20 protein-coding genes, 3 pseudogenes and 1 other annotated feature are annotated in these 26881 nt (G+C 57.8%); of the genes and pseudogenes, 12 read left to right on the top strand and 11 right to left on the bottom strand.

The genetic code is table 11. The features are described from left to right. Positions 1-84: 84 nt before the first annotated feature. Positions 85-723 carry a hypothetical protein gene (locus tag MF610_RS17045; RefSeq protein WP_242201516.1) on the top strand — a complete coding sequence of 213 codons (639 nt, stop codon included), beginning with the start codon at positions 85-87 and terminating at the stop codon, positions 721-723. A gap of 214 nt (positions 724-937) precedes the next feature. Here the strand turns inward: MF610_RS17045 and MF610_RS17040 are convergent, their stop codons facing one another. From MF610_RS17040 to MF610_RS17015, 6 genes are all read right to left on the bottom strand, one after another. Next, a complete protein-coding gene (locus tag MF610_RS17040) occupies positions 938-2113 on the bottom strand; it encodes a hypothetical protein (protein WP_242201515.1) in 1176 nt (391 codons plus the stop codon). A 50-nt stretch (positions 2114-2163) separates the two neighbouring features. Beyond that, positions 2164-4380, bottom strand: a complete 2217-nt coding sequence (locus MF610_RS17035; RefSeq protein ID WP_242201514.1) for a GumC family protein — start codon at positions 4378-4380, stop codon at positions 2164-2166. 14 nt (positions 4381-4394) lie between these two features. Next, on the bottom strand, positions 4395-5093 hold the full coding sequence (locus MF610_RS17030; RefSeq protein WP_242201513.1) for a polysaccharide biosynthesis/export family protein: 699 nt from the start codon (positions 5091-5093) through the stop codon (positions 4395-4397). A 51-nt stretch (positions 5094-5144) separates the two neighbouring features. Further along, complete coding sequence (locus tag MF610_RS17025) at positions 5145-6527, bottom strand: O-antigen ligase family protein (protein WP_242201512.1); 1383 nt, start codon at positions 6525-6527, stop codon at positions 5145-5147. 43 nt (positions 6528-6570) lie between these two features. Beyond that, a complete protein-coding gene (locus MF610_RS17020; RefSeq protein ID WP_242201510.1) occupies positions 6571-8469 on the bottom strand; it encodes a polysaccharide biosynthesis protein in 1899 nt (632 codons plus the stop codon). Positions 8470-8665: 196 nt separating this feature from the next. Continuing rightward, the gene (locus MF610_RS17015; RefSeq protein WP_242201508.1) at positions 8666-10432 is read right to left on the bottom strand and encodes a right-handed parallel beta-helix repeat-containing protein; all 1767 of its coding nucleotides are present in this window, start codon (positions 10430-10432) and stop codon (positions 8666-8668) included. Between the two features lie 162 nt (positions 10433-10594). On the opposite strand from MF610_RS17015, the gene MF610_RS17010 reads away from it, so the two are divergent. The 8 genes from MF610_RS17010 to rfbA all read left to right on the top strand — a co-directional run bounded on the left by MF610_RS17010 (position 10595) and on the right by rfbA (position 19013). Further along, a complete protein-coding gene (locus MF610_RS17010; protein WP_242201505.1) occupies positions 10595-11719 on the top strand; it encodes a glycosyltransferase in 1125 nt (374 codons plus the stop codon). Between the two features lie 114 nt (positions 11720-11833). Further along, positions 11834-13159 (top strand): lipopolysaccharide biosynthesis protein, encoded by a 1326-nt coding sequence (locus tag MF610_RS17005; protein ID WP_242201502.1) that lies wholly within the window; start codon positions 11834-11836, stop codon positions 13157-13159. After that, positions 13156-13779: an imidazole glycerol phosphate synthase subunit HisH gene (hisH, locus tag MF610_RS17000; protein ID WP_242201500.1), complete on the top strand. Its 624-nt coding sequence runs from the start codon at positions 13156-13158 to the stop codon at positions 13777-13779. The genes MF610_RS17005 and hisH overlap by 4 nt, the downstream gene beginning before the upstream one ends. Beyond that, positions 13776-14525, top strand: coding sequence for an AglZ/HisF2 family acetamidino modification protein (locus MF610_RS16995; protein ID WP_242201498.1), 750 nt, complete (start codon positions 13776-13778; stop codon positions 14523-14525). The genes hisH and MF610_RS16995 overlap by 4 nt, the downstream gene beginning before the upstream one ends. Further along, on the top strand, positions 14518-15690 hold the full coding sequence (locus MF610_RS16990) for an N-acetyl sugar amidotransferase (RefSeq protein WP_242201496.1): 1173 nt from the start codon (positions 14518-14520) through the stop codon (positions 15688-15690). The genes MF610_RS16995 and MF610_RS16990 overlap by 8 nt, the downstream gene beginning before the upstream one ends. A gap of 59 nt (positions 15691-15749) precedes the next feature. Further along, positions 15750-16895 (top strand): non-hydrolyzing UDP-N-acetylglucosamine 2-epimerase, encoded by a 1146-nt coding sequence (gene wecB / locus MF610_RS16985; RefSeq protein ID WP_242201493.1) that lies wholly within the window; start codon positions 15750-15752, stop codon positions 16893-16895. Continuing rightward, positions 16896-18116 carry a UDP-N-acetyl-D-mannosamine dehydrogenase gene (gene wecC / locus MF610_RS16980; protein WP_242201491.1) on the top strand — a complete coding sequence of 407 codons (1221 nt, stop codon included), beginning with the start codon at positions 16896-16898 and terminating at the stop codon, positions 18114-18116. Positions 18117-18134: 18 nt separating this feature from the next. Further along, the gene (gene rfbA / locus MF610_RS16975; RefSeq protein WP_242201489.1) at positions 18135-19013 is read left to right on the top strand and encodes a glucose-1-phosphate thymidylyltransferase RfbA; all 879 of its coding nucleotides are present in this window, start codon (positions 18135-18137) and stop codon (positions 19011-19013) included. Between the two features lie 698 nt (positions 19014-19711). Here rfbA and MF610_RS16970 read toward each other — a convergent pair. Next, positions 19712-20230 (bottom strand): annotated as a pseudogene (locus MF610_RS16970) (IS3 family transposase); the annotation flags it as partial. 66 nt (positions 20231-20296) lie between these two features. Between MF610_RS16970 and MF610_RS16965 the strand changes: the two are divergent. Beyond that, positions 20297-21537: pseudogene (locus MF610_RS16965) on the top strand (IS256 family transposase). A 47-nt stretch (positions 21538-21584) separates the two neighbouring features. Here MF610_RS16965 and MF610_RS16960 read toward each other — a convergent pair. Continuing rightward, positions 21585-22288: pseudogene (locus MF610_RS16960) on the bottom strand (IS3 family transposase); the annotation flags it as partial. Further along, positions 21891-22007, bottom strand: a sequence feature (AL1L pseudoknot). (Overlaps the previous pseudogene by 117 nt.) Here MF610_RS16960 and MF610_RS16955 point away from each other — a divergent pair. Further along, positions 22287-23108 carry an IS5 family transposase gene (locus tag MF610_RS16955; protein WP_242201538.1) on the top strand — a complete coding sequence of 274 codons (822 nt, stop codon included), beginning with the start codon at positions 22287-22289 and terminating at the stop codon, positions 23106-23108. The pseudogene MF610_RS16960 and the gene MF610_RS16955 sit on opposite strands and share 2 nt — an antisense overlap. A gap of 11 nt (positions 23109-23119) precedes the next feature. Next, a complete protein-coding gene (locus tag MF610_RS16950) occupies positions 23120-23449 on the top strand; it encodes a hypothetical protein (RefSeq protein ID WP_242201487.1) in 330 nt (109 codons plus the stop codon). A 73-nt stretch (positions 23450-23522) separates the two neighbouring features. Here MF610_RS16950 and MF610_RS16945 read toward each other — a convergent pair whose 3' ends face one another. From MF610_RS16945 to gmd, 3 genes are read right to left on the bottom strand one after another with little or no spacing between them, the layout of a single operon-like run. Next, a complete protein-coding gene (locus MF610_RS16945) occupies positions 23523-24698 on the bottom strand; it encodes a DegT/DnrJ/EryC1/StrS family aminotransferase (protein ID WP_242201484.1) in 1176 nt (391 codons plus the stop codon). Further along, positions 24695-25627 (bottom strand): GDP-L-fucose synthase family protein, encoded by a 933-nt coding sequence (locus MF610_RS16940; RefSeq protein WP_242201482.1) that lies wholly within the window; start codon positions 25625-25627, stop codon positions 24695-24697. The genes MF610_RS16945 and MF610_RS16940 overlap by 4 nt, the downstream gene beginning before the upstream one ends. A gap of 4 nt (positions 25628-25631) precedes the next feature. Beyond that, entirely contained in the window at positions 25632-26759 is a 1128-nt protein-coding gene (gene gmd / locus MF610_RS16935) for a GDP-mannose 4,6-dehydratase (protein WP_242201481.1), read from the bottom strand. Positions 26760-26881 lie beyond the last annotated feature (122 nt).

Raw genomic sequence — 26881 nt, 5'->3', positions numbered from 1 at the left:
CATCCGCCGGGATTAAAGCGAAAGCGGCACCCGTTCTCCTTCCCGAAGCGCCTGCACGCGGCGCACGAACAAAGGAGAACCGCGATGAAGACCATGTTCCTGATGGGTGCCGCACTGGCTGCCGCGATCGCCACCCCCGCGTCGGCGCAGCTGCTGGGCGGCGGTGGCGGCGGCGGCGGGCTGGGCGGGAGCCTCAGCGGCGGGCTCGGCGGCACGGCCGGTGGCACCTTCGACCGTGGGCTCAGCCCGACCATCGAGCGGGTGCGCGACCGCGCCGACACCACCGCCCGCACCGCCCGCCGCGGCGGCGGCGAAGTGACCACCGAACGTCAGGTCGACCGCCGCAGCGGCCGGGTGCGCGGCGGCGGCTCGGCCCGCGGCGACGGCGCGATCGACGGCACCGCACAGGCGCTGGGCGGCACGCTCGGTGGTTCGGGCAGTGGATCGGGCAACGCCGGTGGCAGCGTCGATGCGCAGCTGATCGGTACCGATGCAGTGCGCGACACCGCCGGCGCGGCACGCGACCGGGTGCAGGGCGCCGTTGGCGGTACACGCGATCGTGCCCAAGGCCCGGTCGGATCGGTCCGCGACCGGGTAAATGGCACGAGCGGCACCGTGAACGGATTGGGTAAAGTGAGTGGTACTGCCGGGACTGGTTTGGTATCGGGCAGTGGTTCGAGCACGGTGTCGCTGACAGGCGACGAAGGCACTTCGCCGGAATAAGCGAGAAGAGATTGGACGCGACCTCAAGACGAGACATGCCCGTGTCTGGTCTATGGGTCTGAATGCCATATTGAAGCCGGCGGGGGCGGATATCCTCGCCCGCGACTGTTGGATCTGGACGGCGAAGGCCGTTAACTTCGTACCGTCAAAGTAGTCGGACTGTTATCGAGAACATGCTCTTGGCGGCAGGATTCAACGCTCCCGCCAGGTAGCATCATCGAGAAACCGGACCAAGCTCGATCCGGTCAATGCGTCCTGTCAGGCCGGCAATCGCTTCCGACGGCTGCGTAACCAGCATCAGTGTTTGCACCGGGCAACCCGTTGGTACGCGGAACGACCCTGAGAACGGCCCCTTTGTCCCGACGGAACTGGCCAAAGTAATACGACCCAGTTCGCGGCCGTTCTGACATGCCAACGTCCAATATGGTAGCGCGGCAGACGCTTGATCGTCCAACTCGTTTCGACCACTCAATCGATAGTCACCAGGAGGCAGAAGCTGAACCTGCCGCAGCAGCGTACCACCGACGCTTGCCGGCACGGTAAAGTCGAAAGTTCCATCGGAGATGGAGGTCGCTATACCTTCGCCGTTGGTTGGAACCCAATCAAATTGCGAGGGCGAATCCAAGGCGGCGGCAAAGTCGGTGTCGCGTGATCGCTGGCGGTCAGCGCCCGGGCGATCGGCAGCATAATATTGCCATGCGGCTTCCGTTTGTCCGCTGGCGATCAGGGCATCGACAACTGTTGCACGCGCGGTAGGAGGTACATTCACGCCAGCGCGGCGCAAATCCGAGAACAGCGTTGCAGTCACCCGAGGATCGGAGCCACTTCGCCCTGCATAAGAGATGAAGCTTTCACTCCAAGAGGTTCTGCGGGCCAGCGTTTTGACAAGCTCGCGGCGAATATCCGGATCGTCGCTGGCTTGTGCCAAAATCGGGTACAGCAACGCGCCCAGTGAGGGAAAGACCCGCAAGGTCATGTCATACTGATCGAGCGCTTCAGGGATATCGTTCTGGCCGACCGCGTACTCAATCATCCACAACTGCGTGCGTACATCACGTCGCGACATTGTCTGGGCACGGCTGAACATCCGTTGCGCAGCAATCCGATCGCCGCGCAGATCAGCATTGAACCCCAATACCGACAAGGCGGTTACCGCCATTGGATCCTGCAACAGTGCGTGTCGGGCAAGGGCGTCCGAACGTTGCTGGTCTGCGGCGCTGGATCCATCCCGGGTCAAAGCGGCGGCATATCTAGCTGTAATCCGCCCATCGTAAGAGGCCAGATTATAAGCAAGAGCTGGATTGCGGCCAGCGACGACCTGAGCGAGCGAGAACGTCACCGCAAAGCCGCCGACAATCGCCACGGTCGCGGCGATCGCGCTCCGTGCCATCCATTCAGACGATGAACGTCGAGTAGTGCGTCGGCGAGACATGCGTCTACTCAATCTTTCGCTTCTTTGTCCCGACCGTAACCATAGCCGTAATCATAGCCGTAGCCGTAATGTGATTTGCGGGCTTCGAACTTTGTCAGAATGCCGCCGAATATCCGCGCATTGGCGCTGGAAAGTCGCGCAAGAGCCGTTTTTACCAAGGTTGCACGGATGCCATGCGATTCAACCGCATACACCACGCCTTCCACTCTGTTCGCAATCAGTGGCGCATCGGCTAGCCCCATGACCGGCGGGGAATCTACGACCACATGATCGTATCGCTCGAGTAGCCGATCTAGCAGTACCGACAGACGGTTGCCGGTCAGCAGTTCTGCTGCGTTGGGTGGGATCGGGCCTGCCGACATCGCGTCGAAGCCGAGATCGTTCATTGGGAAAAGCAACGCATCCAATGCATCGTCGCCGGCCAGAAAGTTGCTGAGACCGCGATCGTGGCTGACACCACCCAAGTGATGGATGGAGGGCGAGCGCATGTCGCCGTCGACAAGGATCACGCGCTTACCAGCACGCGCCAGCATGGTCGCAAGCGCAAGCGACGTAATCGACTTGCCTTCGGCCGGTCGTGTCGAAGTGACCGAGAAGGTTCGCGGTACGCCGTGCTCCGTCGTGAAGCCCAGGTTGGTGTTGATGGCCAAATAGGAGTCGACGAGGTCGGACTTGCGATCGAGCAGTTCGTTGTACGGCGACGTCTTGTCGTCCACCTTGGGCACCGAGCCCAGCAGTGGGAGGCCAAGGCGCCTTTCCACCTCGGCCGGGTCGGCGAACGCTTCGTCCATCTGCTCCAGCGCGAATGCCGCAAGCGCACCCAATCCCAATCCGACAAGGACCGAGACGATCAGATTGATCAGAAGCAGGGGGCTGGACGGACTTTGTGGCTCCTCCGCGGGATCGACAACGGAAACGTTGTTGACGCCCACGCCGCCGGCAATGCCGATTTCCTTGAACCGCTGTAGCAGGCCATCATAAAGTGCGCGGTTGGTATCCACCTCCTGCTGGTAGATATTGTACTGAATGCTGCGCCGACGATTGTCGAGGTAACTTGCCTTCAATTGATTGACGCGCTGCTGGAGCGCGCTTTCACGCTGCCGTGCTTCATTGTACTCGGCAACGATGGAGCCGGATACCCGGCCTTCTTCACGAGCGATCGAACGATCGAGCTGGTCGATTTGGGATTGGATGGCGCGTGCGGCCGGATAGGCAGGTTCGAACTGAACCATCAGCCGCTGGTAATCAGCAGCCAGTTCCGCTCGACGCTGACGCAAGCTGTTGATCGCCGGGTTGCGCAATGCCTCGGTCGATGCACCGGAGCGGCCTCCCTGTTGATAGCGCGCCTCGGCCTGGATGCGGTCTGCGGTAGCCTGTGACAATACGGCGTTCAACGCGGCTAGATCGTCGGCGACGATCGAGCGTTCCGACGTTGTCGCTCCGGATGATCCACTGCCCTGAGCCGGCAAGTTGATGATTTCCTGCGCTGATGCATAGGCGACCAGTTGACGCTGGCTTTCATCGAGCCGCTCCTTTTGTAGGGCCAACTGGCGCTGGAGCAGGTTGCGCCCATAGGATGTCGCCTGAACCTTTCGTTCCAGATTGATCTGGATGAAGCTATCCGCCCAGGCGTTGGCGACCCGTGCCGATAGCGCCGAATCCGGGCTCGTAAACGCCACATCCACGAGACGTGACATGCGCGTGGGGTTGATCGACAGGTTGCGCAGCAGAATCTCACCAGCAACGCGCTGCCGCTCGGCTCTTCCGGCGGCGGGGAAGCGACCATTGACGATCTGGAATGCCTGTTCCTTGCTGCTGTGGCCAAACAGTTCAAAAAACTTGGGATCGTCGACAAAGCGTAACTGGGTTGCGACCCGTTCCGACAATGCGCGTGACTTCAGCAGGCCATACTGGGTCTGATAGAATTCCTGATCAAGGGTGCTGCCTTCACGCTCCACGCCTTGGAAATCGGTGACTTTGCTGGCCTCTCGCGCAATCTCAACGGTTGCGGTCGCCGTATATTTCGGCGTGGTCAGCAGCGTCGCGATCAATCCAATAAGAACGCACCCGATCACCGCGCCAATGATCACATATCGCCAACGAAGTGCGATACGCAGATATTGGCGCAGGATCGATGGACGATCCGGCTCGGCACCCTGAAGGTCAGCCGACAGCCGAGATGAATTGTCTGAACCGCCAAGCGGATTGGACGTGACCAGATTCATTGAACTTCGGAACCTTACTGCAGGATGGCGATGAGGGGGGCCGCAAGAAGCGGAGCCAGCGACACGAAATCACGGAAAAGACGCCGCTGCGGAGAGTCTCCCACGACGATCAGATCGTTGGCATAGATGGGGGGATCGTCATATGCACCACGACGGATCGCGCTGACATTGTACAGGCCGGCCATCCTGCGGCCATTGACGGTACGTAAAATAACGACATCATCCTGTCGTGCGAACTCACTTAGTCCCTTTGCGGATGCGACTGCTCGCAGCAACGTCATCTGATTGGTGACGGGATACAGACCCGGTTCTACGACCTGGCCGTCGATCGTGACAACTTGGCTGATGGAACTCTTGATGTTGACGGTAACTTCCGGTTCACGGACATAGCGCTTGCGCAACGCGGTCTCGATCGCGGTGCCCAGTTCCTGAGCAGTGCGTCCTCGAGCATCGATCGTACCGATCAGCGGCATCGCGATCTGGCCGCCGGCATCAACCTGTATCTCACGGCTCAAGTCGGGAACATTGAAGACATCAACCTGGATCGTATCCAGCGGACCGATCAACGCGGGTCGATCCGCGGCGGTCAGATCCAACCGTTCCGGTGGAGGAAGAGTCGTACTGTCGTCGACGACGGTAAGACGAGAGCTCGATTGTAGCGGCTCGCGACGATTGCACGCCGTCAAGGCAATCATCATGAACAGAATGGTCACGGCGTTACGCATCTTGGCGGGGAGCTTTCCAACTGAAAGGGAACGGGACGATCATAGGGACGCACGCTCTTGCGGTAAAGCTGATGAACCTGCGCGTCCGTGAGCCGAAAGCCAGGTTGCCGCGATCACGATGAACGCCATGATCGTGGGCGTACGGGCGGGATAGTCGAATACGCTGGCGACGAGGATCAGAAACAATATCGCCGACCCCGATATTGGCAGTACCGAGCCTGCGCTTCGCGCCTTCCATGCCCCGACACTGGCCCAAATCCACCAACCAACCGCTGCCCCAAGCAGCAGTAATCCCGGCAATCCGCCTGTCAGAACGATTTCGAGGAAATCGTTGTGGGCATGGTTAAAATAGGTCGGTTTCAACAATGCCATGGGTTCATACATGCGAAAGACGGGATCAAAGGTGCCAAGTCCCGTTCCAACCGGAAAATAATCCCGGGTCATCTGCCATACGATTGGCAGCCCTCGCATCCGCATATCCTGGCCCTGGTCCATGGCGAAGAAGCGGTTGATGGATTCCGCCCGACCGGCGACGACGCTGGCCAGCACGCCGATCGCACCGATGCCGACGACACCTGTCATCAGAGCTGGAAAAACCCAAGAAGGATAGCGTTTCAATGCGCGGCGAATCGTTCGGCCCGAAATCAGCAGGCCGAGCAATATTCCCAGGATTCCCAGCACCAGCCCCGCCCGGGAACCGGTCGCCAAGAGGGTCAGAAGGAAAAGCAATGCCAGTCCGGCTGCCGGCGCCGCCCGCCACGATAAGACGTTCCGGCTTTCCGACGCCCAAACCGGCGCTAACAGGCATCCTATCGCCAGCAGCAAAGCGAAATGATTGCGGTTGGCGAACATGCCGGAAATCACGCCACGTGTATCGTTGACGAAGACGTTATTGAATGCGCCGGTCGAGAATTGCAGCAATCCAATAATCATCGAAGCACCGATGAACGTCAGCAGCGTGGTGATGACAAGGCGTCGTTCGGATTCCTGTATTCCCAGCAGGAGCAGTAGCGTGGCAAAGGGCACGACGAGTGAACCAGCGGCATTCAGCGTGGCCTGTGGCACCATCGACCATTGCCCCCAGGACAGCGACTGGCCGCTCGCGAGTATCGCCCCTGCCAATGGGCGACGACCGGGAAGGTTCTGCCAGACATCGGCCGGAAGTGGCACAAGCTGAAGCAGCGCCAGCGCCAGCGCCGCGAACAGGAACACGAGGACTGGTCTGGAGCCGACGAACGACAGACGGGGGCCGAACAGGGCCAAAACCACTAGCAGCGTCCATGCGGTGCCACGGACGACGACCTGCCCCAGAACATCCGGTCGCGAAGCGCCGCCCGCCAGCCAAACACATGCCAGCAACGCCCAGAAGAGGGTGAGGGGCAGGCTGGGACGAGGGAAGAGACCGGAACGACGCGAAGGCATGGCGCTGCCCCCTAGATCATACGGTCGCGGCGCGAAACCACGTTTATGCCATCCCACCCTCGTTCACCATCTGGACGACACGATTGCTGGACTGTTCGCCAACAAATTCGGGAACCAGAAAGCTCAACATTCTCAGCGCGTCGGCCTGGTCCCCTTGCTTCAACACGGCACTTAGCCGGTCGAGTTTGGCGGATAGCACGTCCAAAGGGATCAGGTCTTCCCGCGCCTGCATGATCCGTGGATGGTGCGTAGGTTTGGGAGAATTACCGATCAGGATTTCCTCGTACAGCTTTTCGCCCTTACGCAGGCCGATCTCGCAAATTTCGATATCGCCCTCTGGCGAGGATGTGTCGCGGATCGTGAGGCCCGACAGGTTTATCATCGCTCGAGCCAGATCATAGATCCTGATCGGCTCTCCCATGTCGAGTACATACACCTCACCCCCCTCGGCCATGCCGGCTGCCTGGATGACCAATTGGGCCGCTTCGGGAATGGTCATGAAGTATCGAGTGACGTCACGATGGGTCAGGGTCACGGGCCCCCCTGCCCGGATCTGTCGTTGGAAGCGCGGAACTACCGATCCACTGGAGCCCAGCACGTTACCGAACCTGACGATGGCAAAACGGGTCTCGTCATCGCGCGTAGCCAGCCCTTGAAGGATCAACTCGCATACGCGCTTGCTGGCTCCCATGACGTTGGTCGGCCGGACTGCCTTGTCGGTGCTGACAAGGATGAAATGGCGGGTCCCTACGCGTTGCGCTTCCAAGGCGCAGTTCAGGGTGCCGAAGATATTGTTCCGCATTCCTGCGATCACGTTCTCCTCGACCAGCGGCACGTGCTTGTATGCCGCTGCGTGAAAGACCGTATCCGGCCGCCAGCGATGGAACAGCCTGTGTACGGCGTCCTCGTCCGCGACGTTGCCAAGTTCCGCATGGATGGAGACGTCGGCACCGAGCTGCCCGCCACGTTGCGCTTCGCGTAGTTCGCCTTCGATCGTGTAAAGGGCGTGCTCGGTCATTTCGACCAGAATGATCTGGGCGGGATTGAGCCTGCTGATCTGTCGGCACAATTCGCTGCCGATCGAGCCACCCGCACCCGTGACCATGATCTTGCGACGTTCGACCGTGTGACGAAGCAGCAGTTGGTTGGGCGGTACCGGATCTCGTCCAAGCAGATCGGTGATCTCGATCTGACGAAGATCACCAACCGAAATCGATCCCGTCAGCAGGTCGCCCATGGCCGGCAGGATCATGACGCGCACGGAGACGTTTTCGAATTTTCGCACGATCGTCTCGCGCTCTTTGCGCGAGATACGAGGGAGGGCGAGAAACACGGTGTCGACAGACAGGCTCTCGATCAACCTGGTCACGTCCTCGCTGTTATGGACGCGTACACGGTCCAATCGCTTGCCTGTCAGTCGGCGATCGTCGTCGATATAGCCACACAGCGTCATATTGGCTTCATGCCGCAGTGAAACGGCAAGCTGCCGTCCGGCCGATCCGGCACCATAGATCAGCACCCTGTGCAGGTTTCCGATGAACTCGCGCTGGTTGAGGAGATCGAACAGCGCGTAGCGTGCAATCACCCTGCTCACCATTAGCAAGACCGCAAAGACGAGCGGTTGAATGACGGCGACCGTACGGGGAACCCCTGCTGGAGTGTGGATCAGAAAGATCGACGCCAGGATGATCATCATCAACAGGCAGGACGTTGCGATGTCGATCATCGTGCCCAGGCCCGAGAAGCGGACTACATATTGGTAGGTTCCGCGCCACAGGAAGATCGCCAACCACAATGGGAGCGTTATCGCCATCATCGTGCCGATTGCCGAGCTCCAAAGATCCCATTCCCCCAAGCGTAGTGAAAAACTGATCCAGACTGCCGCTATGCATGACAACGCATCGGCGATCAGGACGACGGAGAACTTCGTCAGTCGATCCATGTCTACCAGCCATCGCAAGGCGTTCATGGCGCGCGACTCAAACCGCTTCCGTAAACTCGTCATCGACCTTTGACCTCGGAAAATAGCATTAGCCAGCGTGTGGATAGAGCGGCATCGACGATGCCATTAAGGTCCAAAAGCGCTCAGGACAATGATCGAGCGACAGGGTACGCCTGCCAGTCTCGGATATCGGGTTTCAGCGGTCGCTCAGCATCGAACTGGTCGACGCCAGGTTTTGCACCTGCCGGGACGCGGTGCCTCTGATGTCGTTGGATTTCCAGATGTTATGGCTGCCAGCATCCTCGACCATGCCCCATTCGGATGCATCCAGAATATTGCCGACAATGCGCGAGTGCGTGACGAAACGGGTCACGATGCCATAGCGGCCGCCATCGATCCTATTCCCTGATATGGTGCTGCCGGTAATTGGCGCAGCGGCGCTTGATCCGTATAGTTTCAGCCCTGCCTGACCGCCTTCATACGCTATAGTGACCCAAGTAACGGTCCCGTCTACCACCGTCTCTCCGGGTGCTGCAGGCCATCGTGGTTCGTTCGTCGCCGAGACGCCAGTCCCCTGAGCCATGTAGAAGCGGCCGTTACCTGCCCGTGGCCTCACCAAGCTGTTTCTGCCAAACGAGGTCCGCCCTCGCCACACCGCGAGGGTCGCAATCGGATCAGGGGTTGAAAACCCCGATATGCGATTGTTTTCCACGACGATCCCGCTTGCGGCGTCGTCCGATACAATGCGTATCCCGTCGCCGGCGACAAACCCGGCCAGATCGGCTCGCGTACCGACGTTCCGCCTGAACGTCGAACCCGAAATGTTTCCCCTGTAAGCGGATATCGCCGACTGTCCGCAAGACAGGAACTCGTTATCGACGACGATATGGGCGCGGCCATCCATCATCTGTGCCCCGCCGGCGCAACCATGGGCATGATTGTTCTGTACCGTGTTGAACGAACCATGAAATCGGAAAACCGAGGTAATCGTGCCCTGGATGTTCGTCCCTGGAATATATCCAGGGTTCCCAATCACGATATTGTCTTTGGCAACGTTTCTATCGCCATAGCCATATATCAGCTTTTCATAAGGGTAGCGCGCGTGGTTGCCTGTAAAGAGATTATCGTGCGAACCCCCCAGCATTATACACTGTACGAACATGCCGCCGTCTTCGGCGGGGTAGAAGCGATTGGTATCGAACAGATGTTCACCGCCGCCTGCTGCACGAATGGCGAAATATCCTGTATCTCCGTATACTTTCGGCCCACCGGAAAATCGCGCGCGTACAATCTTCGCCTTTCGGCATTGATATAGCATCAATCCTACCTTGGGCGGCGTAACCAACTCTATTTCCGTCATAACGAAATTGTCGGCCGACACTCTGATAAGGCCGGGGAATGTTTCGTCGGTGCCGGAATTGCCGTCGTCGATTGCACCACTTCCAATGATCCGGCCGGTCCCTGTAATGGTGACCCCAGGCGCGGTGATGTTGAGCATGAACGACGAAGCCGGTGGAGCGCCGGCATGCGAAGCCTGCAAATCTCCATCAATACGAAGAATGACGGGTCGGTCGATCGTGATCGCTGTCGACCAGTCGCCACCGACCTCGATGCGACAGGCCAATGGAGCGGTCGGGCGCAAGTGCAGCATCGCGCCCGGAGGAGCATGCGATATCGCCTTCTTGAACCCGGACAGATTTTCCTGCGGTGTCGCGCCCGGTGAAACGCCGAACTCGGCGAGGTCGAGAACTACACCGTTATGAACTGGTGCCGCACTGCACGATGTGGCTTCTGCGCTGACGATGATCCCGCTGGCCATCCCGGCGATGAGAGTACGGCGGTCGATTACGGTTCTTGCCATCACGTACCTTTGTGGTTGCTTTTCCGCCAAGGTGAACGAGCGCCTGGACAACGGTGCGCGTCGGCACGGAAAATCGTGCCCATAGGCCGCTTGCAATGCCATCGACTTTTTAAGTGGATGGGACTAGGCACCCCGGCGATACGGATTGGAAGGATACGGACGGGTACGACATTGACCCATGACCGGCAATGTCGTCCTGCAGCGAAGCGGCGACATCCACCATCATGCAGCGCCGGAACAGGCCATAATCGGGAATAGCGGACGTTGAACAGCATATGCCATGTCATTAGCGGGTATTTTCGCAACGATGCCCGCGTTTTCCTCAGGCAGTGCAAGTCACTCCATAACAATGGCTTCCACGTTACCATCCTGACGAATGATGGCAGTCCGGATGAGGTGCTGGACGGGATTCCGGTGTACGACTGCGGAAAGCCCTGGCCACGCTGGAAGACCCTCGCTGCCGCAACGCGTCAGTTTCTGGACAAGGCACTCGAGATCAATGCCGATATCTACCAGCTTCACTCCCCGGAATTGCTGCCTCTGGGCCTCGCCCTAAAGCGGGCAGGCAAGAAGGTCGTTTACGATGCGCATGAGGATATGCCGCGCCACCTTCTCGAGAAGGAATGGTTGCCGCATTTTTCTCGTCGGATCGTATCCTCCGCGTTCGAACGCTACATGCTTCGGGCGCTGCGTCAGTATGATGGCATCGTCAGTCCTCATTCGCACGTCGTCGCCAACCTCAACCAGTTGCTTGGCAAAGGGCTGCTGATTGCCAATTTCCCTCTGATCGCAAACAATTGGGATTTTGGAGAAGATCAGTTTGTTCGCCGAAGCAACATATTATGCTATTCCGGAACAGTATATTCCTATTCGAATCAAGAGGAAATTGTTTCTGCGCTGAATGATTTCGACGATTTGGAATATCATATTGCTGGATACATCGATGAGGAACATGGCAAGCGCCTTGCCATGATGCCGGGTGGGGATAAGGTCAAGTTCCATGGCCGGCTGTCGCGGCCCGATCTGCACGCATTTTATGAAGCTGCTTTGATTGGTGTCGTCGTTTACGATTACAAGCTTAATCTGGGCAACAAGTTGGGTTCTTATGGGACCAATAAAATATTCGAGTATATGGAAGCGGGAATACCGTTCATCTGTACCGATTATCAACTGTGGCAAGATATCGTAGAACGGTATGATTGTGGAATCTGTGTTCCGCCAGGGGATGTGGCTGCTATCTCCAATGCAATAGAGTATCTTGTCAGCGACAAGGCACGGGCATATCGCATGGGGCAGAATGGGCGTCGGGCTATCATCGAAGAGTTCAACTGGTCTTCCGAAGAGAAGAAGTATGTTGAATTATTCAATAAATTAATGGAAGCTGCATGATGGAGCGCGTCATGCGGCGGATTATTCCGTTGGATGCTGTAACTTATTGCTCATGCTCATAAAGCAATGTGGCAGGCGTGTAGAAAACGACCGTTTATCGATATGATATTTTCAATGTTCCGTAAAATCGTTGCAGGGGATTTTATTCGAAATGCCGGCATGGTTATGATCGGAACGATCGTTGCACAAGTATTGCCGCTTTTGTTTTATCCCATATTTACAAGATTATATTCTCCGGCTGATTTTGGAACATTCGCTATTGTTTCGATGATTGCGACGCCTTTGGCAATTGTTGCAAGCGGCAGCTATGAGCAAGCCTTTCTGCTGGTTCGTTCGGGAATGGGAACGGTAAATCTATTCCTTTTCATTATGCAACGCAGCGCAATCGTTCTGCTACCCGCGCTACTGGTATTCGTCGCGTTACGCGTGCCGATTGCCGCGGCGCTGGATAACCCCGCGCTTCGTTCGCTCCTGATCTGCGTACCGTTGATCAGTTTCGGACAGATCATTTACAACTGCACATCGGAATGGCTCGTTCGCGAGAAGGCCTTTCGCGGTCTCGCCATCAACCGCATTTGGCAAAGCTCTTCTCTGTCCCTTTCCAAGCTGGCATTCGGTGTCGCAGGCGGGATCGGCGGTGGGCTTGTGCTGGGTGAAGTGCTCGGGCGTCTCTTTTATATCGGGCACAGCTATCGTCGGGTATGGCGTGGCAGGCTGAGCTGGTCCCGTGCTGCCGATGGAACGGTCGCAATCCAGCGAAGGATGGCCGCGATGGGGCGGCGTTATCGAAGTTTCCCTCGCCTGATGGTCCCCGACCAGCTCGTTAACACCATTGGTGGTTCGATCCACGTTCTGGCGATCGGCTATGCCTTCGGTCCGACCGAATTGGGCTATGTGTCGCTTCTGTTCTCGGCGCTTTACCTGCCAGTCACCATCGTTAGTTCCAGCTTGAAGGATGTGTTCAGGCAGCAAGCCAGCATCAACTATGTCAGGGACGGCACCTGTCGCCCGCTCTATGCCAAACTGGTTCTGCCGGTTGCGCTCCTTGGGTTTGCTGGGTTCGGCTTGCTCTATGTCATTTCGCCATGGTTGTTTGTCTTTGTCTTCGGTCCGGAATGGGCGAAGGCGGGCGAGTATTCCCGGATACTTGTTCCAATGTTCTTCTTCAATTTCGTGGCCATGTCGCTTGGCGGCGTTCTCGTCATCGCCGAGCAGATGGCGGTATCGTTGCGGTGGCAAGTCGTGAGCCTGGTGCTCGGCGGCGCCGCGCTCGTGGTGGGTATCGTGGCTTTCAACACCGTAACCGGGACGCTATGGCTGTTCACGATCGCTCGTTCATTCAGCTATGTGCACTACATGGTCCTGTCTTATCGGTATGCTAAACGGCCAACGGACGATCAGGGCGCTGTCCGGCGTCGGCCATCCAAGGGAATTTTATGAATATTGCGGTCATCGACTATGGAATGGGCAACATAGGGTCGATCTGCAATATGCTGAAATATATCGGTGCTCCCCATGTCGTATCCAGGGATCACCGTGAGATCGCGTCTTGCGACAAGATCGTCCTGCCGGGAGTGGGCCATTTTGATCTGGCGATGCAGAACCTGGAAAAATTCGACATCATCGAGCCGCTGAAGGATCTGGTTCTCGATCGCAAGATGCCGATCCTGGGTATCTGCCTGGGAATGCAGTTGATGTGTTCGGCAAGCGAGGAGGGAAACCGGCAGGGGCTTGGTTATGTGGATGCGCAGGTGTGCCGCTTTGCGCCGCCCGTCGTGACCGGGCTCAAGGTGCCGCACATGGGCTGGTCGGAAGTATCCTTCGAAAAGGAGAATGCGCTATCCGATCAGCTGGGCGAAAGGGCGCGTTTCTACTTTGTGCACTCCTATCGAGTGACGTGCGATAACCCGGATGATGTATGGGGTGTCACCGACTATGGTGAGCCATTCGTATCTGCGTTCGTTCGCGACAATATCGTCGGGGTACAATTTCATCCAGAGAAGAGCCATCGTTACGGCATTCAGCTTTTTCGTAACTTCGTCAGTGGTTTCGGCGCATGAGTCGGGCCCGTATCATTCCGTTCCTGCTGTTGCGGGAGGGAAGTCTCGTAAAAACACGGCGCTTTGCTGGTCCCAAATATATCGGTGATCCGATCAATGCCGTAAAGATATTCAACGAGAAGGAAGTCGATGAACTTGTCCTGCTCGATATTGCTGCGACAGCAGCGGGCAGGGATCCCGATTACGGCATGATCGGCGATATCGCCTCCGAGGCCTTCATGCCGATCGGTTATGGTGGCGGTATCAATACGCTCGGTCAGATCGAGCGATTGTTCAAGGCTGGCGTGGAAAAGGTATCGCTGAACAGCGTGCTGTTCGAGAATCCGGCATTGGTCGCCGAAGCTGCCCGCATCTTTGGCAGCCAGAGCATCGTGGCAAGCATCGACGTCAAGCGGGATTTTCTCGGCCGGCAATCTCTCTACTCCCATAGTGGTCGTCATCGGCAGCGGGTCGATGTGCTGGACCATGCCCGCAGGTTGGAAGCGCTGGGCGTGGGCGAGTTGGCGCTACAGTCGATCGATCGTGATGGCATGATGGGCGGGTACGACCTTGCTTTCATCGACAAGGTCGCCAAAAGCGTCTCGATACCTGTTATCTGCATTGGCGGGGCCGGTACGGTTGAGCATTTGCGGGAAGGGTTGCGTGCGGGGGCTTCCGCAGCTGGGGCTGGCGCGATGTTTGTCTTCCATGGAAGGCACAACGCTGTGCTGATCAGTTACACTGACCCAGCTGCGGTACATGCCTGACCCGGCGATACCGATCATTAAAGGCCATTTTTTGATGAAGCACGACGTTCGGATCTGCAGCCGCTGCGTAATGGATACGACAGCAACTGAAATAGAATTCTATGACGACGGCCGTTGTAATTTCTGTAAGAATTACGACGAAATTACCACGCACGATTTGCACGACGATGCCGCTGGAGCCGCCGCGCTTGAGACGATGATCGCGGAAATCAAACGACGTGGAAAGAACAGTCAGTATGACTGCCTGATCGGATTGAGCGGGGGTGTTGACAGCTCCTATGTCGCCTATCTGGTTGCGCGGAAATATGGGCTCCGTACCCTGGCGGTTCATCTCGACAATGGATGGAATTCCGAACTGTCTGTCGCCAACATCGAAAGATTGGTTAAGACGCTAAACATTGACCTTTATACCCATGTTCTCGATTGGAATGAATTCAGGGATATTCAGGCAAGTTTTCTAAAATCTTCGATTGCGAACGTCGAAATACCGACGGATCACGCAATTTGGGCAGTGTTGATCAAAACTGCTGCAAAAATGAAGATTCCGTATATTATTGCGGGGAATAACGTCGTCACTGAATCCATCATGCCGGAATCGTGGCTATATGGGTCTAAAGATTCGAAGCTGATCCGTTCCATTCACAAGCAGTTTGGAACTGTGAAGATGCGTACCTATCCGTATCTGTCCACATTTGATTATGTCTATCGCCTGCTCGCGCGTGGAACGCGATGGGTGCCGATCCTGAATTATATCGATTTTAACAAGGCGGCGGCCAAGCAGCTGCTGATCGATGATCTTGGTTGGCGAGATTACGGCGGTAAGCATTATGAGTCGATTTTCACCCGATTTTTCCATGCATATTACTTGCCGGAAAAATTTGGGTATGATCTGCGCAAATCCTATAACTCGGCTTTGATTTGTTCTGGGCAGATCACGCGTGACCAGGCGCTGGAGGAACTGAGTCATCCCCCGGCGCCCGCGGAAATGATCGCTCAGGATAAATCCTACGTGCTGAAGAAGCTCGGGATATCCGACGCCGATTTTCAGGTGATCTTGCGATCCCCGAACAAGACGTACGAGGATTATCCCAATAATAGCCAGCTTTGGCAGCGGTTCAGTCACATCGTCCGCTGGGCAAGATCCAGGATAACCCGGGTCGGCTGACCTCATTTCTCCGGCAGTGCCCGATCGCAAGATCCAACCACAGGCTATCAGAACGTCCGATGAACCATCCTAAGAAAATTTTGCTCGTCTTCGGAACGAGGCCAGAGGCGATCAAGATGGCGCCGCTGTTCCTGAAGTTGCGGGAACATTCGGACGATCTGGAGGTGCGGGTCTGCGTAACAGCCCAGCACCGTCAGATGCTGGACCAGGTGCTTGACGTGTTCGGAATCGTTCCAGACATCGATCTCGACTTGATGAAACCGGGGCAAACGCTGCCCGGTATCACGTCAGCGGTACTGACGGGAATAAGCGACGTGCTGGCTGACGAACGGCCCGATGCCGTTATGGTCCATGGCGATACGACAACCTCGATGGCCGCGGCGCTGGCAAGTTTTTATGCCGGCATTCCGATCTGTCATGTGGAAGCCGGGCTTCGTACCCATAATCTGCGAGCGCCTTTCCCCGAAGAACTCAACCGGCAATTGACGGGTACATTGGCCGAATGGCATTTTGCGCCGACGGAGCAAAGCCGAGCCAATCTTCTTGGTGAAATGGTGCCTGAGGCACGGATCGTCGTTACTGGCAACACCGTGATCGATGCCTTGATGTGGGTCGTCAAGCGGATCGAGTATGACGACGAACGCCGCCATCTACTCGCCGAGCAGCTCAGTGCGCAGTTGCCGTTCGCGTGGCAGAATGAGCGCTATGTTGTGATTACCGGGCATCGCAGAGAGAATTTTGGTGGCGGCTTTCTTGAAATCTGCGAGGCGATCAGGGAACTGTCGCTGTCCTATCCGGAGATCCATTTCGTCTATCCCGTCCATTTCAACCCTAATGTCCGGGGGCCGGTGGAAGATCTCCTGTCGTCGATTCCGAATGTCCATCTGATTGACCCGCTGGATTACGAACCTTTCGTCTACCTTCTGATGAACTGCCATATCGTCCTGACCGACAGCGGGGGTATTCAGGAGGAAGCTCCCAGTCTCGGCAAGCCGGTACTGGTGATGCGCGAAACGACGGAGCGTCCCGAAGCGGTCGATGCCGGAACCGTCAAACTCGTTGGCGCATCCAAGGCAAGAATTGTCGAGGGCGTTTCGTCGTTGATCGAGGACGAGGGTCTCTACAAGCGTATGTCACGGTCTCACAATCCTTATGGCGACGGCGCGGCCAGCCAGAGGATCGTTGACGTTTTGAAGGCGATCTAAATGACAAAGAAATCGATTTGCGTTGTCGGCCTGGGCTATATCGGTCTGCCGACTGCGGCGCTTCTGGCAGCCAAGGGCTATATGGTGGCCGGCGTGGATATCAATTCGCATGTCGTAAAGACGATCAACGAAGGGCGTATCCATATCGTTGAGCCCGATCTGGACGCCTATGTCCGATCCGCCGTCGCATCAGGCAATTTGAAGGCCTTCGCCGAACCCCAATCGTCCGACGTCTATATGATTTGCGTACCTACGCCGTTTCATGAAACTGATGACATCCCGCAGCCCAATATTGATTACATCCTGTCCGCTACTGCAAAAATTGCTCCCCTGCTCAAAGCCGGGGATACGGTCATTCTCGAATCGACATCACCGGTCGGCACTACCCATGAAATGGCAAGGGTTCTTGAACTTGCCGGAGTAGACGTGACCAGCATCAACATCGCTTATTGTCCCGAACGTGTATTGCCGGGCAAGGTCATGGTCGAGTTGGTCGAAAACGATCGCATCGTCGGCGGCTATACACCGGAAGCGACGACGAGCGTGTCCGATTTCTACCGTACGTTCGTCGATGGGCACGTACTGGAAACCGACGCCAAGACTGCGGAAATGTGCAAGCTTACGGAAAACAGCTTCCGTGACGTGAACATCGCTTTTGCAAACGAGCTTTCCCTGCTGTGTGACAAGGAAGGCATTAACGTCTGGGATCTTATTCGGTTGGCCAACCATCATCCGCGGGTTTCGATCCTGACACCGGGGGTCGGTGTCGGTGGTCATTGCATCGCCGTAGATCCCTGGTTCATCGTCGCCAGAAATCCCGAGGACGCTGTTGTTATCAAAGCTGCCCGGGGCGTGAACAGCCATAAGACGGAATGGGTGGTCGACCGTATCGTGGCTGCCGCGGGGGATGCAGAACGCCAGCTCGGCCGGCGTCCACGTATTGCGTGCATGGGCTTGGCCTTTAAGCCCGATATCGACGACCTTCGTGAATCACCTGCGCTTTCGATTAGTGAGAAGCTGCAGGAAATGGGGCATGATATCGTCGCGGTCGAACCAAACATCACCGAGCACCCGAACCTGAAGCTGGTGTCGTTGGACGACGCCAGTGAAAGTTGCGACGTTTTTGCGTTCATGGTCCGCCACAAGAACTTCGTGAACCCATCCGTGGGTAGGCGCCTGTCTGGTAAGGTCGTTCTTGATTTTTGTGGCATCAACGTCTGACCAGGAGGCGCGACTATCATGGCTAAGCGAAAAGGTATTATCCTCGCTGGTGGGTCGGGTACGAGGCTGTATCCCGCGACCCGTGCTATCAGCAAGCAGCTTATTCCGGTCTATGACAAGCCGATGATCTATTATCCGTTGTCGACGCTTATGTTGGCCGGCATCGATAGTATCTTGGTGATTAGTACGCCGCAGGATACGCCACGTTTCGCCGAGCTTCTGGGGGATGGCAGCCAGTGGGGAATCGATCTTCAATATGCAGTGCAGCCTTCCCCGGACGGGCTGGCCCAGGCATTTATTATTGGTAAGGAATTCATCGGCAACGACCCCAGTGCATTGGTCCTTGGGGACAATATCTTCTACGGCCATAATCTGGTCGATCTGCTTGGCAATGCCAATGTACGTGAAGATGGTGCAACGATATTCGCCTACCATGTCGAAGATCCGGAGCGATATGGCGTCGTAGAATTTGACAAGAGTGGTCGAGCAGTCAGCCTAGAGGAAAAGCCGGCCCGGCCGAAGAGCAACTATGCGGTCACTGGGCTGTATTTCTACGACAATCGCGTGTGCTCAATTGCATCGGATATCAAACCGTCACCGAGAGGTGAGTTGGAAATTACCGATTTGAACAAGCGTTACATGGAGATGGGGCAGCTTAATACAGAGATTATGCGACGTGGTTTTACTTGGCTCGATACCGGGACGCACGACAGTTTGCTGGAAGCGTCCGGTTTCATCGCTACCTTGCAGAAGCGTCAGGGTCTAATGGTTGCCTGCCCGGAAGAGATTGCATTCCGTCAGTCCTGGATCGATGCCGAGGCGATTGCGCGACTTGCCAAGCCGCTGGCGAAAACTGCCTACGGCGCATACATCGCGAGCCTCGTATCAATGCAGTAGCATTGCTTGCAGTGCCGAAGGAGATGCCTGCGCGCAATCGCCGGCTGCAGCGTCCATGGCGGTGGACCATTTCTGCGGATGCTCAGGTTTTGGCGATGAGACCGGCTCGTCGGGATCGAGTTCGGGCTAACCCTCGAACCATTTCTCTCGGTGCTTCAGGACATGGGGGCAGCCCTGCTCGGTCGCATAATCGGTTTTTCCGCGTAATCCCATGTAGGGCAAAGAGCCGCCATAAGGTGGTGATGCCGATGCTCACTCCGCGCGGGGCCGGCACCTCGATCAGCGTCGGCTCGGGCTGCGAGAATGAAAGTTGCATCGTCCTAGACCCTCGCCGTGCAAGGGACGCCGCTTCTGACCTTACTTGCTATCGCGCGATAGACAAACACCGCGTTCGCGGTACTGGCGCCAAACCGCGCGCTGCCTGCCAGCAGTATTCCACCTTCGACGGCAGCAACAAAACGTCCCGCTGACTACCTGATAAGGCTGACCCATTCGGGCTATCATCCTTTGCCGGCAAGGATCATGAATCAGAGAGTAGCGGTCCTGTGTATGCTTGGCTGCCTCAGCTCGGCTGAAACCGCTCTGTTTCTGGTTCAAGATTTTGGTTGGATAGTATCGGAGTAGGGTATTCCCTCTCAGAGCCCGTTTGAGAAAGGGTTTGAACCGCCCCGGGTTTGCCGGAGGCGTTGGGTTGTGAGTCACGCTGCCATATCGATGTTGTCCGCGGCAGCATAATACAGCTCTTCGGCTTCGGCAGGCGGGATGTTGCCGATGGGTTCGAGCAGCCGGCGATGGTTGAACCAGTCGACCCACTCGAGGGTAGCGTACTCGACGGCTTCGAAGCTGCGCCACGGTCCGCGCCGGTGGATCACCTCGGCCTTGTAGAGGCCGTTGATCGTCTCGGCCAAAGCGTTGTCGTAGCTGTCACCGACGCTGCCCACCGATGGCTCGATCCCCGCTTCAGCGAGGCGCTGCGTGTACTTGATAGACACGTATTGCGACCCGCGGTCGCTATGGTGAACCAGGCCGCCACGATGAACCGGCCGGCGATCGTGTAGCGCCTGCTCGAGCGCATCCAGCACGAAGCTGGCATGCGCCGTCCTGCTGACCCGCCAGCCGACGATCCGGCGGGCATAGGTGTCGATGACGAAGGCGACGTAGACGAACCCTGCCCAGGTCGCGACATAGGTGAAGTCCGACACCCAGAGCCTGTTTGGCGCTGGGGGGGACTGTCAGGAATTTTGTGCGGGAGGCCATAGGATGGAATGGAAGGGACCATCGATATGGCAATCGACAAGGACGTTTTGGATCAGCTTCTGGCTGGCCGTGACCCGCAAGAACTGTTCGCCAAGGACGGTCTGCTCGACGAGCTGAAGAAGGCGCTGTCGGAGCGCATGCTGTCGGCAGAGTTGGACGACCATCTGGAAAACGAAGGTGCCGCAGGCACCATCAACCGGCGCAACGGGTCGTCGAGGAAGACGATGCTGACGGGCACATCGAAGGTGACGCTGGATGTGCCGCGCGACCGTGCGGGGACGTTCGACCCCAAGCTCATCGCCAAATACCAGCGCCGCTTCCCCGATTTCGACGACAGCGCGCCGATCAGGGCATAATCCGGGGGATTATGCCCCGGCAAGCCGTATCGATGTACGCGCGCGGCATGACGGTGCGCGAGATCCGCGGGCACCTCGAGGAGCTGTATGGGATCGACGTCTCGCCCGACCTGATCTCGAGCGTGACCGATGCGGTTCTGGAAGCAGTCGCCGAATGGCAGGGCCGCCCGCTCGACACCTGCTACCCGCTCGTCTTCTTCGACGCGATCCGGGTAAAGATCCGCGACGAAGGGTTCGTCCGCAACAAGGCGGTGTACATCGCGCTCGGCATCCAGCCCGACGGCACGAAGGAGGTGCTCGGCATATGGATCGAGCAGACCGAGGGCGCCAAATTCTGGCTCAGGGTCATGAACGAGCTCAGAAATCGCGGCGTCGCCGATATTCTGATCGCCGTTGTCGATGGCCTGAAGGGGTTCCCTGAAGCGATCAACGCCGTCTTCCCTGAGGCTATTGTCCAGACCTGCATCGTTCATCTGATCCGCAACAGCATGAGCTTTGCGTCGTGGAAGGAGCGCAAGTTCATCGCCCAGGCGCTGCGCGGCGTCTACCGTGCCGAGACGCCCGAGGCCGGCATGGCGGCGCTGGAGGCGTTCGAGGAAGGCCCCTGGGGCCAGAAACACCCGGCCATCGCCATGAGCTGGCGGCGGCACTGGGACCAGGTCATCCCGTTTTTCGCCTTTCCCGAAGGCGTCCGTCGGATCATCTATACTACCAACGCCATTGAGGCGTTGAATTCGAAGATCCGCCGTGCCGTCCGTACCCGCGGCCATTTCCCCGGTGACGATGCCGCGATGAAGCTGTTATACCTCGTGCTCAATCACGCGGCGGACGAATGGAAACGCCCCCCGCGTGAATGGGGTGAAGCCAAAAGCCAGTTCGCCGTGATCTTCGGTGAGCGCTTCGTCATCTGATGACGGTAACCGGCCTCCCGCACAAAATTCCTGACAGTCCCCGCTGGGGCACGGAACTGGCGGTTAACGTGGTCGAGCGGGCACGGCGCTGCCTTGTCGCTGATGGTCGTACGCACCGGCTTGCCACGGATCACGCCTGCCAGACCCATCTCGCGCATCAACCGTTCGATGGTGCAGCGAGCGACCGGGAAACCCTCCCGCATCATCTGGCGCCAGACCTTGCGCACGCCATACACCCCGAAGTTCTCGGCAAAGACGCGGGCGACCTCGGGCTTGAGAGCCTGATCCCGCTGCGCCCGCGCCGACAGGCGCATCAGATCCCGTCGCTGCGCGACACGCTCGAAGTACGTCGATGGGGCGATCGGCAGGACGCGGCAGATCGGCTCGACCCCATAGGTTGCGCGATGATCGTCGATAAAGGCGATCATCGCCGGAACGGGCGGTCGAGCTCCGCCTGAGCAAAATACGCGGACGCCTTGCGCAGGATTTCGTTGGCCTGCCGCAACTCGCGGACTTCGCGCTCCAGCGCCTTCATCTTGTCGGCCACCTCGGTTGGCACGCCGGCGCGCTTGCCGCTGTCGACCTCGGCCTTCTTCAGCCACTCGTGGAGCGTCTGCGGCACGCAGCCGATCTTCTCCGCGATCGACACCACCGCTGCCCACCGCGACGGGTGATCGCGCTCGTGGTCGAGCACCATCCGCACCGCACGCTCGCGGACCTCAGGCGCAAACTTGTTCGTCGTCTTGCTCATACAGGCTCCACCTTTTCAGGAGTTGGAGCCTCCGACAAACCCGGGGCGGTTCAACCCGACCGATCTGACGGATGCAGAGTGGGAGATCGTCCGCCCGTTCTTGCCCGCGCCGCCGAAGCGCGGGCGCAAGCCTACGACGGACCTGCGCGAGGTGCTGAACGCCTTGCGGTACCTTGCTCGTTCGGGCGGTGGCTGGCGGATGCTGCCGAAGGATTTCCCGCCATGGCAGACGGTCTACTGGTGGTTTCGCCGCTTCGTGCGCCGCCTCCTGTTCCGCACGATCCATGACGTGGCGCTGATGCTCGACCGGGAGCGCGAGGCGCGCGAGCGGAGCCCGTCCGCAGCCGTGGTTGACAGCCAGTCGGTGAAGGCGCCCTCGGCTCCGTCCGGCGGCGGCTACGACGCGGGCAAGCGGATCAAGGGGCGCAAGCGTCACATCGCGGTCGACACCGACGGGCGGCTCCTCATGGTCAACCTAACGACGGCCGACATCTCCGACAGCGCAGGCGCGCAGGAGATCATGTCCGCGATCCGCAGACGCTGGCCGTGGCTCAAGCACTTGTTCGGCGACGGGGCGTACGATCGTACCAAACTGCTTGATGCGGCAGCTCTGCGCGACTTCACCGTCGAGATCATCCGGCGGTCGGACGACGTCTCCGGCTTTAAGGTGCTCCCTCGGCGCTGGGTGGTCGAGCGGACCTTCGCCTGGATGACGCGCTGGCGGCGGCTAGTCCGCGACTACGAGAAGCGCCTCGACGTGTCGGAGGCGATGATCCATCTTGCCATGGCCAGCAACCTGCTCCGGCGGCTCACCCCCTGAACGGACGTGCCATGCAGAAGCCAGAGATCATCACCACCGATAACGACTTCGCGATCGTCACGGCCAAGGCGACTGATGCCGTGTCCTTTGACGAGGTGAGCGCGATCGTCGCCTACAAGCTAGACGAACTCACGACCGATCTGGTCTGCTGCGACATCGTGACGGGCGCGGGCAACGGTGAGAAGATACGCACCATCCACGAAGAACTACCCGGCTTTGACGCTACCATGAAGCGCTTCGAGAGCTTGCCCGGCTTCGACCGGCAATGGCGCGATGCGGTCATTCTCCCGCCTTTCGCCACAAACCGAACTGTCATCTACAGCCGTCACGCCAGCGCCTGATCCATTCTCAAACAGACTCTCAGAACTATCGCAACGTAGTACGGCGATAGTTCTGGGGCATATTGGCTAAATTTTACAGAGAACTCAAAACCTGTTCTAATTCCCCGATCATTTCACTAACATCGTAATGATGGTTGCCAATGAACAGACCCTGCTTGTCGATATGATCCGCATTTTCGAGCGTGCCGGCGATGTCATAATCGAAAAGCTTAACGACCTCATTCTTGGCAAAGTTCCCCGCTACGATTGGGCGTACTTCAAACCCCTTTGGGGTTAACTGCGACCTCAACATGTCACGCGTCAGGCCCGTTCCAGGGCGCGGCACTAGCGAAAATCCGAACCAGCTGCTTTCGCCGACCTCCTGTTGGATCAAAACTTTGTCATGATCACCAACACGATCCTGCAGAAGTTTCGCATTCTTGCGACGCTCGGAAACGAGCATCGGAAGCTTTTTGAGCTGCTCGATACCTAGCGCGCCTGACATTTCCAACGGACGAAGATTATAGCCAGGTAGAACGAACCGGAAAGCTTCCTCGAAGGGATCATCGCTCTTCTCGCCGCATACGAGATTATGCTTTGGCAGCGACCGCGTCCAGCCATGTGCCCGCAAGCTGAGCATCAGGTGATACAGTTCCTCGTCATCGGTAACGACGAGTCCACCCTCCATCGTCGATATATGGTGTGAGAAGAAGCTGCTGTACGTTCCCATCACACCGAACGTACCAGCTTGCCTGCCCTTGAAGGTCGCACCGAGCGATTCACAGTTATCTTCAAGGAGAAGAATATCGCGATCACCAATTATTTGGGAAACCCGGTCGAAATCATTGGGGTTGCCGAGAAGGTTTACTGCAAGAATTGCCTTGGTACGATCCGTGATCGCGTTTTCCAACGCATCCATGCTGATATTCAGTGTAGCCAGATCGATGTCGACGAAGCGAAGCTTCAGGCCATATTGATGCAGGGGATAATAAGTGGTGCTCCACGAGACAGCCGGGACAATCACCTCGTCACCCGGCTTAAGGCTCGATCCCAGCTTGCGATAGCAGAGCGCGGCGATCATGAGCAGGTTCGCCGAAGAGCCCGAATTGACCATCACCGCGTAATTCGAACCGATAAAGTTCGCAAATGCATCTTCAAAAGTGCGGACATTTTCACCCATGGTGAAGTTGCCGCTCGCGATTACACGCTGAAGTGCATCATATTCGGCTTGATCCCAGGTTGCAGTAGCAAGGGGGAACCGCATGGTCATGGTTGTTCTTCCAGATAGAAGTGATAGGTTTTACGGATGCCGTTTTCCAGCGATGTGGAAGCCTGCCACCCCCAATCACGTTGACGCGTGGTATCGACAAGCTTGCGCGCCATGCCAACGGGTCTGTCCAAATTGTGGACGAAGCGCCCTTGCCAACCGATAACATTGGCGGCAGCCGCATAATATTCATTGATGGTATAGTCGTAGCCTAGCCCGACATTCATCATATCCGGTAGCGTAGCGGCGCTATCCAGCGCGCGCACGAGTGCGTCGGCCAGATCGCCAGCGTACATGAACTCGCGACGCGCGCTGCCATCACCCCAGATTTCGACAGCGTCGAGGCCATTGATCTTTGCATCGTGCACCTTTGCGATCACCGCCGGCACGAGGTGGGAATGCTGCGGAGCGAACTTGTCGTACCGGCCGTAGAGGTTGCAGGGAATCAATGTCTTGTACTGATATGCGGGATCCTCGCGACGGATATAGCTGCACAGTCGCGCCGTCGCGATTTTTGCGATGGCATATCCTTCGTTGGTCGGCTCCAATTCCCCCGTAAGGACCTGTTCTTCGCGCAATGCTGCATCATGACCGCGCGGGTACATGCAGGAACTGCCGAGATTGAGCAGTACGGATACCCCTGCATGACGCGCCGCCATGACGACGTTGCGACCTACATCAAGATTGTCGACCAGGAAGCGCACGGGATTGGCAATGTTTGCCTGGATTCCACCCACCTTGCCGGCGGCATGGATGATGGCATCCGGCCGGTGTCGTTCGATATAGGCCTGGGTGGCGACGTAATCGGTAAGATCCAGCTCGCCGCGGGTTGGTGACAGGATCGTCCAATCTGCCAATGCAGCATGCTCGGCCAGATTGCGGCCGACCATGCCGCCGCCGCCTGTCAGAAGAAGCTTGCGGGATCGGGTCATGCTCTCAGCGCCGGATATGCTTGGTGGCGAGTTCTACCTGCGCTTCGAGCATATCGGCTGCAGCCATTTCCTCGACCAGCTCCTCGAAGGAGATACGCGGCGTCCAGCCCAGCTTGTTCTTCGCCTTGCTGGCGTCTCCCAACAGGGTTTCCACTTCGGCCGGGCGATAGTAACGCGGGTCGACCTTGACGACGGCCTGGCCGATGCGCGCGCGCAATGCCTGGTCATCGCTTTCGACGGCGGCAAGAATGCCCACCTCTTCCGCTTCCTTGCCCTGCCATTCGAAGCGCATGCCGATCGCTGCGCCCGCGCGATCCACGAACTCGCGGACCGAATATTGCACGCCGGTGGCAATCACAAAGTCTTCGGGCTTTTCCTGCTGCAGCATAAGCCACTGCATTTCGACATAATCCTTGGCATGGCCCCAATCGCGCATCGCATCCAGATTGCCCAGATACAAAGCCGTCTGCGAACCTAGCGCGATCCTGGCCAACGCCCGCGTGATTTTGCGGGTAACGAATGTCTCGCCGCGTAGCGGGGACTCGTGATTGAACAGGATGCCGTTGCACGCGTACATGCCATAGGCTTCCCGATAGTTCACGGTGATCCAGTAACCATAGAGCTTAGCGACGGCATAGGGGCTTCGCGGATAGAAGGGCGTGGTTTCGCGCTGCGGAGTCTCCTGGACCAGGCCATATAGTTCCGACGTCGACGCCTGATAGAAACGCGTCTTGTCGGTCAGCTTCAGGATCCTGATGGCTTCGAGCAGGCGAAGCACGCCGATCGCGTCGGAATTCGCGGTATATTCCGGTTCCTCGAAGCTCACCGCGACATGGCTTTGCGCGGCGAGATTGTAAACCTCGTCGGGCTGTACCTGCTCCAGAATGCGCAGCAGGGAGGAAGAGTCCGTCATGTCGCCGTGATGCAGGTGAAAAGAGCTGCCGGTTTCATGCGGGTCATGGAAAAGATGGTCGATACGGGCGGTATTAAACAGCGAAGTGCGCCGCTTGATCCCGTGAACCTGATAGCCCTTTTCCAAAAGAAATTCGGCAAGATATGCGCCGTCCTGCCCCGTGACGCCAGTGATCAGGGCGACTTTGCCGGTCCCGACAGGCTCAGTACGATTCGTCAATGTTTTCCCCTATGGAGCGCTTCGGCGTGCCTGATGCATGGCCCGCCTGCGGTCCTTGCCGAACGCGATCCTCATCTGCAAGCGCGATCCGGATCAACGGGACTGCGATCCTGATATTTCGC

It is taken from the genome of Sphingomonas hankookensis, assembly GCF_022664465.1.
Lineage (GTDB): Bacteria > Pseudomonadota > Alphaproteobacteria > Sphingomonadales > Sphingomonadaceae > Sphingomonas > Sphingomonas hankookensis.
The sequence above is the reverse complement of the archived record's forward strand: the minus strand, read 5'-3'. Positions and strand labels throughout refer to the sequence as shown.

Bases quoted from the DNA above. Each gene is read 5' to 3' on its own strand.
- MF610_RS16990 (WP_242201496.1), top strand. From the start codon at position 14,518: ATGCCTGACCCGGCGATACCGATCATTAAAGGCCATTTTTTGATGAAG.
- MF610_RS17015 (WP_242201508.1), bottom strand. From the start codon at position 10,432: ATGGCATTGCAAGCGGCCTATGGGCACGATTTTCCGTGCCGACGCGCA.
- MF610_RS17045 (WP_242201516.1), top strand. From the start codon at position 85: ATGAAGACCATGTTCCTGATGGGTGCCGCACTGGCTGCCGCGATCGCC.
- MF610_RS17025 (WP_242201512.1), bottom strand. From the start codon at position 6,527: ATGCCTTCGCGTCGTTCCGGTCTCTTCCCTCGTCCCAGCCTGCCCCTC.
- MF610_RS17040 (WP_242201515.1), bottom strand. From the start codon at position 2,113: ATGGCACGGAGCGCGATCGCCGCGACCGTGGCGATTGTCGGCGGCTTT.
- MF610_RS16950 (WP_242201487.1), top strand. From the start codon at position 23,120: ATGCAGAAGCCAGAGATCATCACCACCGATAACGACTTCGCGATCGTC.
- MF610_RS16995 (WP_242201498.1), top strand. From the start codon at position 13,776: ATGAGTCGGGCCCGTATCATTCCGTTCCTGCTGTTGCGGGAGGGAAGT.
- MF610_RS17020 (WP_242201510.1), bottom strand. From the start codon at position 8,469: ATGGATCGACTGACGAAGTTCTCCGTCGTCCTGATCGCCGATGCGTTG.
- wecB (WP_242201493.1), top strand. From the start codon at position 15,750: ATGAACCATCCTAAGAAAATTTTGCTCGTCTTCGGAACGAGGCCAGAG.
- hisH (WP_242201500.1), top strand. From the start codon at position 13,156: ATGAATATTGCGGTCATCGACTATGGAATGGGCAACATAGGGTCGATC.
- MF610_RS16945 (WP_242201484.1), bottom strand. From the start codon at position 24,698: ATGACCATGCGGTTCCCCCTTGCTACTGCAACCTGGGATCAAGCCGAA.
- MF610_RS16940 (WP_242201482.1), bottom strand. From the start codon at position 25,627: ATGACCCGATCCCGCAAGCTTCTTCTGACAGGCGGCGGCGGCATGGTC.
- wecC (WP_242201491.1), top strand. From the start codon at position 16,896: ATGACAAAGAAATCGATTTGCGTTGTCGGCCTGGGCTATATCGGTCTG.
- rfbA (WP_242201489.1), top strand. From the start codon at position 18,135: ATGGCTAAGCGAAAAGGTATTATCCTCGCTGGTGGGTCGGGTACGAGG.
- MF610_RS17005 (WP_242201502.1), top strand. From the start codon at position 11,834: ATGTTCCGTAAAATCGTTGCAGGGGATTTTATTCGAAATGCCGGCATG.
- MF610_RS17035 (WP_242201514.1), bottom strand. From the start codon at position 4,380: ATGAATCTGGTCACGTCCAATCCGCTTGGCGGTTCAGACAATTCATCT.